This is a genomic window from Massilia sp. YIM B02769 (genome assembly GCF_030411995.1).
GTDB lineage: Bacteria > Pseudomonadota > Gammaproteobacteria > Burkholderiales > Burkholderiaceae_D > Telluria.
The window spans coordinates 113,034-127,516 of the sequence record NZ_JASNRC010000008.1 but is presented as its reverse complement, the minus strand read 5'-3'; the positions used below and the strand labels follow the sequence as shown (position 1 = coordinate 127,516).

The window sequence follows — 14,483 nt, the reverse complement described above, 5'->3', positions numbered from 1 at the left end:
AACTGCTGGCGAAGTCTTGACGGTTTTCCTTGGCGATCCATCGATGGGATTTCGCAGACTGGGCAGTCGACGAAACCGGCTGGTAGATAGACGTTACAAGCCTTGCATCGAGTGGACATGGTTGACTGTCTTGATTTTTGGAAAGCGGTCATTATAGGCATGCTGACCTGTGCCAAATCTCACCAATTGTTTCAACGGATAACGTGCTTTGCTCTGCGGAGTGACGGGCGAGGGTCGTATGAGCGGCGCAAAAACAAAGCCCCACCGGCTTGCGCCGGCAGGGCTTTGTTTCGGAATACTGGTGGAGGCGGAGGGAATCGAACCCTCGTCCGCAAGCACTCTACAGACAGTTCTACATACTTAGCACTATCAATTAATTTAACCTGGACAACGGGGATGTGCACCCTTTGTACAAGCGAGTTACCTTAAATTTCGGAAGCACCCAAGTAACCCGAGTGATTCCTAGCCTCTGTAAATGACTCTACTTGCCTTGCGGCCCACCCCAGAGGCGAGGTAGTGTAGAGCTAGCAGCAATTAAGCTGCGAGTGCGTACGAGTTATCGTTTGCAGTTATTGATTTCTGGGTGTATTTACGAGGTAACCAGCCCTCGGTATGCCCTGCGCTGCTTTGCAACCCACGTCGAAACCAGGTCGCCCCCCAACGAAAGAACTTTCATTGTACTCCAAAGCGGGTGTATGTGCACTGTTGTTGCCTTGATGTGTGAGGCTAACTGTGCTCATCGTTCCGCGTGGGCAGTGGGGCTGGCTAAATGCCGGCACCACACAGTGCCCACCCTACGGTTGCTGCTAGCGATGGAACCGCTGCGATGGACTGCTGCGGTTTCGTACCACATTCCTTAGCGGTTGCCGGCGTTGCGCTGGGCGATCTCATTGCCCAAGTAGCCGCCGCCGATCACACCGGCCAGCGTTGCCAGCTTCTTGCCGTTGCCGCCGCCGACCTGGTTGCCGATCAGGCCGCCGATGACGGCGCCAGTGGCGACGCCCACATAGCTCGGGCCTTGCTGGACCGGTGCCGGAGCCGGCGCTGGCTGATAGGTCGGCTCGGCGTAGCGGACCGGCTGCGGAGCAGGGCGATGCTCGACGACGCGCGGCTTTTGCACGACGGTTTGCTTGACCACGGTGTGCTTCACGACTGGTGCAGGCTCCTGCTTGACCACGATGACCGGGGCGTTGGCGCTCGTCGGCTGCACATACGTGGTCGTGCCTGGGGCTGCGGTAACCACGACCGGGGCCGGGGCGGCTGCGAGCTGGGTTGGCAGCGCGGCCGGTTGCAGCTGGGCTGCGGCAGGTACTGGCTGGGTAGCAGCGAGCGGGACGGCTTGCGCTTCCGGAGCGCTGCGCGACGATGGCAGCAGGCCGGTGATGGCGGCGGCGCCGGTCAGGCTGACGATGATCACCGAGGCGGCAGCGGCGGCCATCAGGGGATGGATACGGGTGGTGGCTTGGGTGGTGGTCATGTTCTCTGCTCCATGTGGTGTTGCGTTGTTCGATGGATGCAGATTAAGGAAATGGACGGTTACACGGTAGACCTGAGGCTGTATCAGTCGTAATCAGATGTAAGGACGAGGTAGGGTGGACCGGGCCGAGAAAGGCGGGTTTCCCGTCCATGCGTTCAGGCAGCGGTGAGGAGCCGCAGCGTGGTTCTAATGGAATGGCTGAACGCGTGGACGGCGGAGCCGTCCACCCTACGGGCTGTGCAACGCGTGGGCACAGGAGCGCCGACCCTACATTACGCGACCGATACGGCTGGGGCGGAAGTCACTGAAAGCGAACGCAGCAGTTCGAGCAGATCGAGCGGCGTGGCGCACAGGTAGTCGGCGCCCCAGGTCGACGGTTCGACCGAGCCGCAGTAACCCCAGGCGCAGGCCACCGTCACCATGTTGGCGGCGCGGCCGGCTTCGATGTCGCGCAGGTCGTCGCCGACGTACCAGCAGTGCTCGGGGGCGATGCCGAGACGGCGCGCGCCTTCCAGCAAGGGAGCCGGATGCGGCTTCGAAAACGGCATCGTATCGCCTGACACGATACAGCCAGCGTGGTCAAGCTTAATTTGCGGAATCAGCGGATCGGTGAAGCGCGCGGGCTTGTTGGTGACCACGCCCCAGGCCATGCCGGCGTCCTCGATGCCCTGCAACAGTGCATCGATGCCCTCGAACAGGGTGCTCTCGATGGCCATGTGGTCCTGGTAGCGGTCGAACCATTGCAGGCGCAGTGTCTCGTAGCCTTCGTCGCCCGGCGCCAGGCCGAAGGCGGCGCCGATCATGCCGCGTGCGCCGGCCGAGGCGGTCGGGCGCAGGATGGCGTAGGGCGTCGGGGCGAGGCCGCGCTCGGTGCGCAGCCAGTTGACCGCGGCGGCGAGGTCGGGCGCGGTGTCGGCCAGGGTGCCGTCGAGGTCGAACAGGACGGCGCGCGGCGCGGGCGTGGCAGGGGAGGTCATCGTTCTCGAAGGCTTCTTACAGGGGTTTGCTGCACGCCACCATGTAATTCACATCGGTGTCGTTGTTGAGCGAATAGATCTTGGTGAGCGGGTTGTAGCTCAGGCCCTTCATGCCGTCCACCTGCAGGCCCGCCAGGCGCAGGTATTGCGACAGTTCAGCCGGGGTGATGAACTTGCCGTAGTCATGGGTGCCGCGCGGCAGCATGCGCAGCACGTACTCGGCGCCGATCACGGCCAGCAGATAGGCCTTCGGGTTGCGGTTGATGGTCGAGAAGAACAGCTTGCCGCCCGGCTTCACCAGCGCAGCGGCGGCGCGTACGATGGAGGCCGGATCGGGCACGTGCTCGAGCATTTCCATGCAGGTGACGACGTCGTACTGGCCTGGCTCTTCCGCCGCCATGTCCTCGGCGGCGATCAGCTTGTAGCGCACTTCCACGCCCGATTCCAGGCTGTGCAGGTCGGCCACTTTCAGCGCCTTCTTCGACAGGTCGATGCCGGTGACTTTCGCACCCTTGCGCGCCATCGATTCCGACAGCACGCCGCCGCCGCAACCGATGTCGATCACGTTCTTGCCGGCCAGCGGTGCGCGCGCATTGATCCATTCCAGGCGCAGCGGATTGATTTCGTGGAGCGGACGGAATTCCGAGGTCGGGTCCCACCAGCGGTGGGCCAGTTCACTGAATTTCGAGATTTCGAGGGGGTCGGCGTTCGTAGTCATAGGACGGAATAATAACGGGAAAGTTTGTGGAGCGAAGTACAAAATGCGCGGGACGAAAAAAACCCCGCCGCAGCGGGGTTTGATCACAGCCTCCGGCGAACCGGATTACTGCTGGCGGGTGCGGGTGCCGACCACTTCGATCTCGACGCGGCGGTTCTTCGCACGGCCTTCCGAGCTCTTGTTGTCTGCAACCGGCTGGCCTTCGCCCTTGCCTTCGGTGTAGATGCGGTTCGAATCGACGCCCTTGCCTTGCAGGTAGGCCTTGACGGCTTCGGCGCGGCGGATCGACAGCTTCTGGTTGTAGGCATCGGTGCCGATCGAGTCGGTGTGGCCGACGGCGATGATGACTTCCAGGTTCATGTCGCCCAGCTTCGAGGTCAGTTCGTCGAGCGATGCCTTGCCTTCAGGCTTCAGGACGGCCTTGTCGAAATCGAAGAAGGCGTCAGCCGAGTAGCTCACTTTTTCCGAGGTTGGAACTGGAGCCGGTGCCGGGGTCGGCGCCGGCGGAGCGGCTTCGACCGGCGGCGGCGGCGGAGCGACGCACTTGCCGTTTTCCAGTTTCTCAGGCGGGACGCACAGCGGTGCGTCGCAGCCAGGGACCGCGTCGGCCGGGGTCCAGTAGCCGGTACGCCAGCACAGGCCGAAAGGATCGCGCGCGATCACGCCGCGGCTGTCCTGGACGTAGGCGCTGTACGGCTTGTTCGCCTGGATGTCGGTGGTCAGCGGCGCGTAGGGCGGTGCGCTTTGAGCAAACGCACTGCCAGCCAGCACGGCCGAAGCTGCGAGCATGAGGGTTGCAATTTTCTTCATATTTTTCTTCCTTTCGGTTTTAAATCTATCCGTCACTGGATGGCAGGTCATTCGCATTAACGTAAGCAGAATATTAACATTCCTGCAGCCGTGTACGGTTCGCATTGCGAAATAAGCAATTAACTTCTCATCCATTTTGCCATATGCGCCACGACCGCACGACCGCGGGATGCCCATTTGCGGTGCATCACATTTTGACACGTTGTTTCTGCGCAACAATGTATTGCCAGAGCACGCTAGCTTGACGAAGGTTTATGACAAGCATGTGTCAAAACTTCAATTGTGCGTACTTGGCAAGTGTCTTGTGAACATGGGCTATTGCCTCCGAATTACGCTGCGGAGGGGGCTCCCATGGTAAAATCGTTCGCTTGTAATTCATAAATCCACAGCCTGAAAGCAGTCGACACGCCCAATGGATCAATTCGCAAAAGAAACAGTCCCGATTTCCCTCGAAGAAGAGATGCGCAAGAGCTACCTCGATTACGCGATGAGCGTGATCGTGGGCCGTGCGCTGCCGGATGTGCGCGATGGCCTGAAGCCGGTGCACCGCCGCGTGCTCTATTCGATGCACGAAAGTAATTACAATTACAACCGTCCGTACGTGAAGTGCGCGCGCGTGGTCGGCGACACCATGGGTAAGTACCACCCCCACGGCGACTTGTCGATCTACGACACGCTGGTGCGTATGGCCCAGGACTTTTCGCTGCGCTACACCCTGGTCGACGGCCAGGGCAACTTCGGCTCGATCGACGGCGACAGCGCGGCGGCGATGCGTTATACCGAGTGCCGTCTCGACAAGATCGCCAGCGAACTGCTGGCCGACATCGACAAGGACACCGTCGACTTCCAGCCGAACTATGACGGCAAAGAGAAGGAACCGACGGTCCTCCCGACCAAGATCCCGAACCTGCTGATCAACGGCTCCTCGGGCATCGCGGTCGGCATGGCCACGAATATCCCGCCGCACAATCTGTCGGAAGTCATCAACGGCGCCCAGCACCTGCTGCGCAACCCGGACTGCACCATCGACGAACTGATCGAACTGATCCCGGCGCCGGACTTCCCGACCGCCGGCATCATCTACGGCGTCTCGGGCGTGCGCGACGGTTACCGCACCGGCCGCGGCCGCGTGGTGATGCGCGCCAAGACCCACTTCGAAGAGTACGGCAAGGATGGCGGCCGCGTGGCCATCATCATCGACGAGCTGCCGTACCAGGTAAATAAAAAGTCGTTGCTCGAGCGTATCGCCGACAACGTCCGCGAGAAGAAGCTCGAAGGCATTTCCGACATCCGCGACGAGTCCGACAAATCGGGCATGCGCGTAGTCATCGAGCTGAAACGCGGCGAAGTGCCGGAAGTGGTGCTGAACAACCTGTACAAGCAGACCCAGCTGCAAGACACCTTCGGCATGAACATGGTGGCGCTGGTGAACGGCCAGCCGAAGCTGCTGAACCTGAAGCAGATGCTGGAGTGCTTCCTGTCGCACCGCCGCGAAGTGGTCACGCGCCGCACCGTGTTCGAGCTGCGCAAGGCACGCGAGCGCGGGCACATGCTCGAAGGCCTGGCCGTGGCACTGGCGAATATCGACGACTTCATCGCCATCATCAAGGCCGCGCCGACGCCGCCGGTGGCGAAAGTCGAGCTGATGCAGAAGGCCTGGGATTCGTCGCTGGTCCGTGAAATGCTCAGCCGTACCGAGACCGGCGCCGCCGGCGGCATCGAGGCCTTCCGCCCCGAGCACCTGCCGAAGCACTACGGCATGCAGCAGGACGGCCTGTATAAACTGTCGGACGAGCAGGCCCAGGAAATCCTGCAGATGCGCCTGCAGCGCCTGACCGGCCTGGAGCAGGACAAGATCGTCAACGAGTACAAGGAAGTGATGGCCCACATCGCCGACCTGCTCGACATCCTGGCCCGCCCGGAACGCGTGACCACCATCATCAGCGACGAGATGGTGCAGATCAAGAGCGACTACGCCGAGAACGGCAAGGACGGCCGCCGTTCGGCCATCGAGCACAACGCCAGCGACCTCGATACCGAAGACCTGATCACGCCGCAGGACATGGTGGTCACGCTCTCGCACACCGGCTACATGAAGTCGCAGCCGATCGCCGAGTACCGCGCCCAGAAGCGCGGCGGCCGCGGCAAGCAGGCGATGGCGACCAAGGACGAGGACTGGATCGACCAGCTGTTCATCGCCAACACCCACGACTACATGCTGTGCTTCAGCAACCGCGGCCGCATGTACTGGCTGAAGGTGTGGGAAGTGCCGCAGGGTTCGCGCAATTCGCGCGGCAAGCCGATCGTGAACATGTTCCCGCTGCAGGACAACGAGAAGATCACCGTCATCCTGCCGCTGTCGGGCGAAAACCGCACCTTCCCGGAAGACCATTACGTGTTCATGTCGACCTCGCTGGGCACCGTCAAGAAGACGCCTTTGCGCGACTTCAGCAACCCGCGCAAGGCCGGCATCATCGCGGTCGACCTCGACGAGGGCGACTTCCTGATCGGCGCCGCGCTGACCGACGGCGAGCACGACGTGATGCTGTTCTCGGACGGCGGCAAGGCGGTGCGCTTCGACGAGAACGACGTGCGCCCGATGGGCCGTACCGCGCGCGGCGTGCGCGGCATGAACCTGGAAGAGGGCCAGCAAGTCATCGCCCTGCTGGTGGCCGAGAACGAGCAGCAGTCGGTGCTCACGGCCACCGAGAACGGCTTCGGCAAGCGTACCCCGATCACGGAGTACACCCGCCACGGCCGCGGCACCAAGGGCATGATCGCGATCCAGCAGTCCGAACGCAACGGCAAAGTGGTGGCCGCGACCCTGGTCGACGCCAACGACGAGATCATGCTGATCACCACCGGTGGCGTGCTGATCCGCACCCGCGTGGCCGAGATCCGCGAGATGGGCCGCGCGACCCAGGGCGTGACGCTGATCGCGGTGGAAGACGGCACCAAGCTGTCGGGCCTGCAGCGCGTGGTCGAGACCGATCTCGAAGAGGTCGAACTCGAAACGCCGCCGGAATAAGGCGGGGCCGGGCATGATGCGAGCGACGTGTTGCGCACATCGATCTGTCCCGGCCGTGTTGTGTGTTGTGTGTTTCAAAGACCGCCTGTGCGCTTCCCCTTCCGGGGTCGCGGCAGGCGGTTTTTTATCGACCGGCCGTTAGAGCCGTTACCTGAAGGAGAAGAACAATGAAGAAATTCCTCGTCGCCTTTGCCAGCGTCATCGCCTTGTCCGGCGCCGCGCCTGCCGTTCTTGCAGCACCCGCAGCACCTGCGGCACCGGCTGCCGCCGGCGCCGTCGATCCGCAGATCAGCGCCGCTGTCCGCGCGATGTTCGAGGCGATGAAGTACCGCGACATCATGAAGGCCACCTTCGCCCAGATGGAAGTGAGCCTGCCGCAGAACATGCGCGCCGGGGCCATCGCTGCCGTCAATGCCGATCCGAAGCTCGATGCCAAGGCGAAGCAGGCCAAGCTGGCCGAGATGGAAAAGGCGGTTCCGCAAATCGGCGCGGCCCTGCACACGCTGTTCAGCGATCCGGGCCTGATGGAAGAGATGCTCGACGCCCTGGTGCCGATCTACGCCCGCACCTACACCCTCGACGAAGTGCGCCAGATGAGCGCCTTCTACCAGAGCCCGGTCGGCCAGAAGATGCTGGCCACCACGCCGCAGCTGATGGGCGAAGGCATGGCGATCAGTAACCAGATCATGGCGCCGCGCATCAACAAGCTGATGCAATCGCTGACCAAGGACGCCAAGAAATAAAACGGAAAGGACCACGATGACCCAGGTATTCAATTTCTCCGCCGGACCGGCTGTCTTGCCGAAGGCCGTGTTGCAGCAGGCCGCCAGCGAAATGCTCGACTGGCAGGGCAGCGGCATGTCGGTGATGGAGATGTCGCACCGTGGTCCCGAATTCATCTCGATCTACAGGCAGGCCGAGGCCGACCTGCGCGAGCTGCTGGCGGTGCCGGCCAACTACCGCATCCTGTTCATGCAGGGCGGGGGACTCGGCCAGAACGCCATCATCCCGATGAACCTGCTGGGGCGCGTGCGCGAGCCGGCGGTGATCGACTTCGTGCATACGGGGTCGTGGTCGGGCAAGTCGATCAAGGAAGCGGCGCGCTATGCGCAGGTGAATGTGGCGGCCTCGAGCCAGGCCGGCGGCTTCACCTCGGTGCCGGATCAGGCGTCGTGGCAGCTGACCGAGGGCGCGGCCTACCTGCATGTGTGCACCAACGAAACCATCGACGGCGTCGAATACAACTTCGTGCCGCAGGTGCCGGGCGACGTGCCGCAGGTGCCGGGCGACGTGCCGCTGGTGGCGGACATGTCCTCGCACATCCTGTCGCGGAGAATCGACGTGTCGCAGTACGGCGTGATCTTTGCCGGCGCCCAGAAGAACATCGGGCCGGCCGGGCTGACGCTGGTGATCGTGCGCGAGGATTTATTGGAGCACGCGCTGCCGATTTGCCCGTCGGCTTTCAACTGGAAGAACGTCGCCGAGCACGAATCGATGTTCAATACGCCGCCGACCTACGCGATCTATATCGCCGGCCTGGTGTTTGCGCACCTGAAGGCGCAAGGTGGCGTGGCGGCAATGGAAGCGCGTAATATCGAGAAGGCGCGCCTGCTGTACGAGGCGCTGGACCGGGATGATTTCTACGCCAACCGCGTCGACCAATCATGTCGCTCGCGCATGAATATCCCGTTCTATTTGCGCGATGAATGGTTGAATGAGCAATTCCTGGCCGGCGCCAAGGCGCGCGGGCTGCTGCAGCTGAAGGGCCACAAGTCCGTCGGCGGTATGCGGGCATCGATCTACAACGCGATGCCGATCGAAGGTGTGCAGGCACTGGTCGATTATTTGAACGAGTTTGCGGGGCGGTGAGTGTCGGCCTGCGGCCGATAATGGATGCGCGGCCTGCGGCCTCGAATGTGGCCTGCGGCCGATGGTGGATGCGCGGCCTGCGGCCATGAATGCGGCCTGCGGCCGGAACCGTAGGGTGGGCACTCCGTGCCCACGCGGAAGCCGGCACAGCGCGAACCTTGTTCAAGCCGCGAGCCGATGCGAAGCCGCGGAGGCATCCCGGGATATGGCGCAACATGATAGGAGCGCTGCGATAACCGGGCCAACACGACGCATGCATTCGCGTGGGCACGGGGTGCCCACCGTACGGTCACCGTCAACGCAAATAACGATAAGCCAACAGTTAGCACAACAATGAACGACAAACTTCTCCCCCTGCGCCAGCAGATCGACGCCATCGACGCGCAAATCCTCGACCTGCTGAGCCAGCGCGGCCGGCTGGCCCAGGAAGTCGGCCACGTGAAGGCCGAAACCGACGCCCCGGTGTTCCGCCCCGAGCGCGAAGCCCAGGTGCTGCGCGGCGTGGCCGAGCGCAATGGCGGTCCGCTCAAGGACCACGACCTGCAGACCATCTTCCGCGAAGTGATGTCCGCCTGCCGCGCGCTCGAAAAGCGCGTCACCGTCGCCTATCTCGGCCCGGCCGGCACCTTCAGCGAGCAGGCCGTGTATCAACAGTTCGGCAGTGCCGTCGAAGGCCTGCCGTGCGCCTCGATCGACGAAGTCTTCCGCGCCACCGAGGCCGGCACCGCCGACTTCGGCGTGGTCCCGGTCGAGAACTCGTCGGAAGGCGCGGTCAACCGCACGCTCGATTTGATGCTGGCCACGACCACCATCATCAGCGGCGAAGTGTCGATCCCGGTCCACCACAGCCTGATGAGCAAGAGCGGCAGCATGGACGGCATCACGACCATCTGCGCCCACTCGCAGGCCCTGGCCCAGTGCCAGGTGTGGCTGAACCTGCACCACCCCGGCATCGAGCGCCGCGCCGTGGCCTCGAACGCGGAAGCGGCCGTGATGGCCAGTCGCGACCCGTCGGTGGCGGCAATCGCCAGCGAAATGGCAGGCGAACAGTACGCGCTTGGCGTGGTCCAGGCCCACATCCAGGACGACCCGCACAACCGCACGCGCTTCGTGGTCATCGGCCAGCATGCCACCACGCCTTCGGGCAAGGACCGCACCTCGCTGGTGCTGGCGGTGCCGAACCGGGCCGGCGCGGTCTACAATTTGCTGGCGCCGCTGGCCACGCACGGCGTGTCGATGAGCCGTTTCGAATCGCGCCCGGCGCGCACCGGCAACTGGGAATACTACTTCTACGTCGACGTCGAAGGCCACCGCGTGGACGAACCCGTCGCGCGCGCCCTGCACGACCTGCAGGACAATGCCGCCTTCTTCAAGCTGCTGGGTTCCTACCCGGTCGGCCTCTAATTTCTACTTTCTTGAGACAAACCATGACGCAATTCGGTCCAGAGTACGTTCGTGCCATCGCCCCTTACCAGGCCGGCAAACCCATCGCTGAAGTCGCCCGCGAATTCGGCCTCGACGAAGCGGCCATCGTCAAACTCGCATCGAACGAGAACCCCTTCGGCATCCCCGAGTCGAGCAAGGCCGCGATGGCGAAAGCCGCCGCCGAACTGGGCCGCTACCCGGACGCCAACGGCTTCGAACTGAAGGCCGCCCTGGCCGAGCGCTACGACGTGCCGGCCGACTGGATCACCCTCGGCAACGGCAGCAACGACATCCTGGAAATCGCCGCCCACGCATTCGTGCAAAAGGGTGAGGCGGTGGTGTTCTCGCAGTACTCGTTCGCCGTGTACGCGCTGGCCACGCAAGGCGTAGGCGCACGCGCCATCGTGGTGCCGGCCGTGAAGTACGGCCACGACCTCGACGCCATGGCCGCCGCCATCGACGCCGACACGCGTCTGGTGTTCGTCGCCAACCCGAACAACCCGACCGGCACCTTCATCGGCGCGCAAGAGATCGAAGCCTTCCTGAACAAGGTTCCGTCGAACGTGGTCGTCGTGCTGGACGAGGCCTACAACGAATACCTGGCCCCTGAAAACCAGTTCGAGTCGGCCGACTGGGTGCGCAAGTACCCCAACCTGGTTGTCTCGCGCACCTTCTCCAAGGCCTACGGCCTGGCCGGCCTGCGCGTCGGTTTCGCGATTGCCCAGCCGGCGGTCACCGACCTGATGAACCGCATCCGCCAGCCCTTCAACGTGAATTCGCTGGCCCAGGCGGCGGCGATTGCGGCGCTGAACGACAAGGCATTCTTGGCCAAGGGCGCCGAGAACAACGCGGCAGGCTACAAGCAGCTGACCGCCACCTTCGACGAACTGGGCCTGGAGTATGTGCCGTCGTTCGGCAACTTCGTGCTGGTGCGTGTGGGTGAGGACGAAGGGGCCGGCGCGCGCGTCAACCTGGCGCTGCTGAAGCAGGGTGTGATCGTGCGTCCGGTGGGCGCCTACGGCCTGCCGCAGTGGCTGCGCATCTCGATCGGCCTGCCGCAGGAAAACGCGGCCTTCATCGACGCGCTGAAGAAGACGCTCGCGTAAATGCTGGGCAAAGTCGTCATCGTCGGCGTTGGGCTGATCGGCGGGTCGTTCGCGCTGGCGCTGAAGGCCGCCGGCGCGGTGCGTGAAGTGGTGGGCCTGGAGCGTTCGCCGCAAGCGCTGGCGCGTGCGCTGGAGCTGGGCATCGTCGACGTGGCGACCACGTCGCCGCAAGAGGCGATGAGCGGCGCCGACCTGGTGCTGCTAGCCGCTCCCGTGGCGCAGACGGCGCGGATATTGGAAACGCTGCTGCCATATCTGGAGTCGGGCACCGTGATCACCGACGCCGGCAGCACCAAGTCCGACGTCACCGCCACCGCGCGCGCCGTGATGGGCGAGCGTGCCAGGCAGTTCGTGCCGGGCCACCCGATCGCCGGCCGCGAATCGAACGGCCCGGATGCCGCGCTGCCCGACCTCTACCAGGGCAAGAAGACGGTGATCACGCCGCTGCCGGAAAACGCCCCGGGCGACGTCGGCCTGGTCGCCGCCGCCTGGCGCCTGTGCGGTGCGCTCATCCACACCCTCACGCCCGAGCAGCACGACAGCGTGTTCGCCGCGGTCAGCCATCTGCCGCACCTGCTGGCCTATGCGCTGGTGGACGACATCGCGCATAAACCGCACGCGGACCTGCTGTTCCAGTACGCCGCCAGCGGCTTCCGCGACTTCACGCGCATCGCCGGCTCCTCGCCCGAAATGTGGCGCGACATCAGCCTGGCCAACCGCGATGCGCTTCTTACCGAGCTGGATGCATATCTGGCACAATTGACAGCATTGCGCGCACGCCTGGCCGCGAACGACGGTCCAGGGCTGGAAGCCATCTATACGAATGCGCAGCGCGCCCGCCGGGCCTGGAGCGAGGCCATCGAGACAGCCGAGCCTCCCGTCCCAGGATCAGCTTCAAATCAGGAACCTCAATGACGCAGCAAAAGCCGAAACACTACCCGCAGCACATCGACCTGGAACCCGTGATGCACGTGGAGGGCACGGTGCGCCTGCCGGGCTCGAAAAGCATCTCGAACCGCACGCTGCTCCTTAGCGCGCTGAGCGAAGGCACGACCACCATCCACGATCTGCTGGCCTCGGACGACACCCTGGTCATGCTGGGCGCGCTGCGCTCGCTCGGCATTCAGTGGGAAGAAGTCGACGAGCGCACGGTCATCGTGCATGGCAACGGCGGCGAACTGCCGAACCACGAGGCCGACCTCTTCATGGGCAATGCCGGCACCGCGATCCGCCCGCTCACCGCGGCCCTGGCCGTGATCGGCGGCAGCTACACCCTGCACGGCGTCTCGCGCATGCACGAGCGCCCGATCGGCGACCTGGTCGACGCGCTGAACGAAGTCGGCGCCCAGATCGAGTACACCGGCGAGCCGGGCTTCCCGCCGCTGCACATCAAGCGCGGCCATATCCACGCCAACCGCATGTCGGTGCGCGGCAACGTGTCGAGCCAGTTCCTGACCGCCTTGCTGATGGCCGCGCCCCTGATGACGCGCGGCCACGCGGTCACCATCGACGTGGTCGGCGAACTGATCTCGAAACCCTACATCGAGATCACCCTGAACCTGATGCGCCGCTTCGGCGTGGAAGTGAAGCAGGCCGGCTGGTCCTCGTTCACCGTGCAGCCGGGCCAGCGCTACCGCAGTCCCGGCAGCATCCACGTCGAGGGCGATGCGTCCTCGGCGTCCTACTTCCTGGCGGCCGGCGCCATCGGCGGCGGCCCGGTGCGGGTCGAGGGCGTGGGCGAGCAGAGTATCCAGGGCGACGTGCGCTTTGCCGACGCGCTCGAACGCATGGGCGCCACCATCACCCGTGGCGACAACTGGATCGAGGCGCGCTCGAACGGCGTGTTGAAAGCCATCGACGCCGACTTCAACCACATTCCCGACGCGGCGATGACGATTGCCGTGGCCGCGCTGTATGCCGACGGCACCAGCACCCTGCGCAACATCGCCAGCTGGCGCGTGAAGGAAACCGACCGCCTGGCGGCCATGGCGACCGAGCTGCGCAAGGTCGGCGCGATCGTAGAGGAGGGCGCCGACTACATCCGTGTGACGCCACCGCACGAACTGCTGCCGGCCACCATCGACACCTACGACGACCACCGCATGGCGATGTGCTTCTCGCTCGCCGCGCTGGACGGCAAGGCGCGCCGCGGCAACGCCATGCGCATCAACGACCCGAAGTGCGTCGCCAAGACTTTCCCCGACTATTTCGAAGCGTTTGCCGGCATCGCCCGCAACGAACTGTTTTAAGTAAAAAAGAAGAACACCATGCCCAACTCCCACATCCCCGTCATCACCATCGACGGCCCGACCGCCTCCGGCAAGGGCACCGTTGCCGCGCGCGTCGCCGACCGTCTCGGCTACCACCTTCTCGACTCGGGCGCGCTGTACCGCCTGACGGCCTTGTCCGCGATCCGTGCCGGCGTCGCCCTCGACGACGAACACGCGGTGGCGAAGCTGGGCGCCGAGCTGCCGGCCACCTTCGCCAACGGCGACATCTTCCTGGCCGGCGAGGAGGTGGGGGCGGCGATCCGCGCCGAGGAAGTGGGCAACAGCGCCTCGAAGATCGCGGCACTGCCGGCGGTGCGCCAGGCCCTGTACGGCCTGCAGCTGGGCTTCCGTAAAGCCCCCGGCCTGGTGGCCGACGGGCGCGACATGGGGACCGTCATCTTCCCCAACGCACGCCTCAAAGTGTTCCTGACGGCAAGTGTGGAAGCACGCGCGGAACGCCGATATAAGCAATTGATTGGCAAAGGAATTTCTGCTAATATGGAAGGTCTGCTGGCTGATTTGCAGGCGCGCGACGAACGCGATACCCATCGCAGCGTCGCCCCGCTGGTGCCGGCAGAGGGTGCGTATATCCTCGATACGTCGGACATGACGGTCGATGAAGCAGTGGAACAAGTGCTCCATTGGAACGCATTGTTGTAAATACCAGAAGTCTCCGGATGCTTTAATTCGGACCCGTTGTAAATGTTGTAAAGGCCGCCCGTGCAGGATTCCTGTCCGGGCTTTGTTTCAACCTGACCCAGTTCAGAACCACACCATCGCTGGTCCTGCTGGCTAACATGTAA

12 protein-coding genes and 1 other RNA gene are annotated in these 14,483 nt (G+C 63.9%); 8 read left to right on the top strand and 5 right to left on the bottom strand.

From position 1 onward, the window contains the following. Window positions 1-299: 299 nt before the first annotated feature. The 5 genes from ssrA to ompA all read right to left on the bottom strand — a co-directional run bounded on the left by ssrA (window position 300) and on the right by ompA (window position 3,982). Window positions 300-658: a transfer-messenger RNA gene (gene ssrA, locus QPK31_RS14375) on the bottom strand. A gap of 198 nt (window positions 659-856) precedes the next feature. Continuing rightward, window positions 857-1,477 (bottom strand): glycine zipper 2TM domain-containing protein, encoded by a 621-nt coding sequence (locus QPK31_RS14370; protein ID WP_290423613.1) that lies wholly within the window; start codon window positions 1,475-1,477, stop codon window positions 857-859. Between the two features lie 272 nt (window positions 1,478-1,749). Then, complete coding sequence (locus QPK31_RS14365; RefSeq protein ID WP_290423612.1) at window positions 1,750-2,454, bottom strand: HAD family hydrolase; 705 nt, start codon at window positions 2,452-2,454, stop codon at window positions 1,750-1,752. A 16-nt stretch (window positions 2,455-2,470) separates the two neighbouring features. Then, window positions 2,471-3,172, bottom strand: coding sequence for a bifunctional 2-polyprenyl-6-hydroxyphenol methylase/3-demethylubiquinol 3-O-methyltransferase UbiG (ubiG, locus tag QPK31_RS14360; protein ID WP_290423611.1), 702 nt, complete (start codon window positions 3,170-3,172; stop codon window positions 2,471-2,473). 105 nt (window positions 3,173-3,277) lie between these two features. Continuing rightward, entirely contained in the window at window positions 3,278-3,982 is a 705-nt protein-coding gene (ompA, locus tag QPK31_RS14355) for an outer membrane protein OmpA (RefSeq protein WP_290423610.1), read from the bottom strand. A gap of 412 nt (window positions 3,983-4,394) precedes the next feature. Between ompA and gyrA the strand changes: the two genes are divergently transcribed. The 8 genes from gyrA to cmk all read left to right on the top strand — a co-directional run bounded on the left by gyrA (window position 4,395) and on the right by cmk (window position 14,340). Continuing rightward, a complete protein-coding gene (gene gyrA, locus QPK31_RS14350; RefSeq protein WP_290423609.1) occupies window positions 4,395-7,010 on the top strand; it encodes a DNA gyrase subunit A in 2,616 nt (871 codons plus the stop codon). Window positions 7,011-7,177: 167 nt separating this feature from the next. After that, the gene (locus tag QPK31_RS14345) at window positions 7,178-7,753 is read left to right on the top strand and encodes a DUF2059 domain-containing protein (protein ID WP_290423608.1); all 576 of its coding nucleotides are present in this window, start codon (window positions 7,178-7,180) and stop codon (window positions 7,751-7,753) included. Between the two features lie 16 nt (window positions 7,754-7,769). Beyond that, entirely contained in the window at window positions 7,770-8,879 is a 1,110-nt protein-coding gene (gene serC / locus QPK31_RS14340) for a 3-phosphoserine/phosphohydroxythreonine transaminase (protein ID WP_290423607.1), read from the top strand. Between the two features lie 333 nt (window positions 8,880-9,212). Beyond that, window positions 9,213-10,283, top strand: coding sequence for a prephenate dehydratase (gene pheA, locus QPK31_RS14335; protein ID WP_290423606.1), 1,071 nt, complete (start codon window positions 9,213-9,215; stop codon window positions 10,281-10,283). A gap of 23 nt (window positions 10,284-10,306) precedes the next feature. Then, entirely contained in the window at window positions 10,307-11,410 is a 1,104-nt protein-coding gene (gene hisC / locus QPK31_RS14330; RefSeq protein WP_290423605.1) for a histidinol-phosphate transaminase, read from the top strand. Then, on the top strand, window positions 11,411-12,325 hold the full coding sequence (locus tag QPK31_RS14325) for a prephenate dehydrogenase/arogenate dehydrogenase family protein (protein ID WP_290423604.1): 915 nt from the start codon (window positions 11,411-11,413) through the stop codon (window positions 12,323-12,325). Next, window positions 12,322-13,659 carry a 3-phosphoshikimate 1-carboxyvinyltransferase gene (gene aroA, locus QPK31_RS14320; protein WP_290423603.1) on the top strand — a complete coding sequence of 446 codons (1,338 nt, stop codon included), beginning with the start codon at window positions 12,322-12,324 and terminating at the stop codon, window positions 13,657-13,659. The genes QPK31_RS14325 and aroA overlap by 4 nt, the downstream gene beginning before the upstream one ends. A gap of 18 nt (window positions 13,660-13,677) precedes the next feature. Beyond that, complete coding sequence (gene cmk / locus QPK31_RS14315) at window positions 13,678-14,340, top strand: (d)CMP kinase (RefSeq protein ID WP_290423602.1); 663 nt, start codon at window positions 13,678-13,680, stop codon at window positions 14,338-14,340. Window positions 14,341-14,483: the final 143 nt, after the last annotated feature.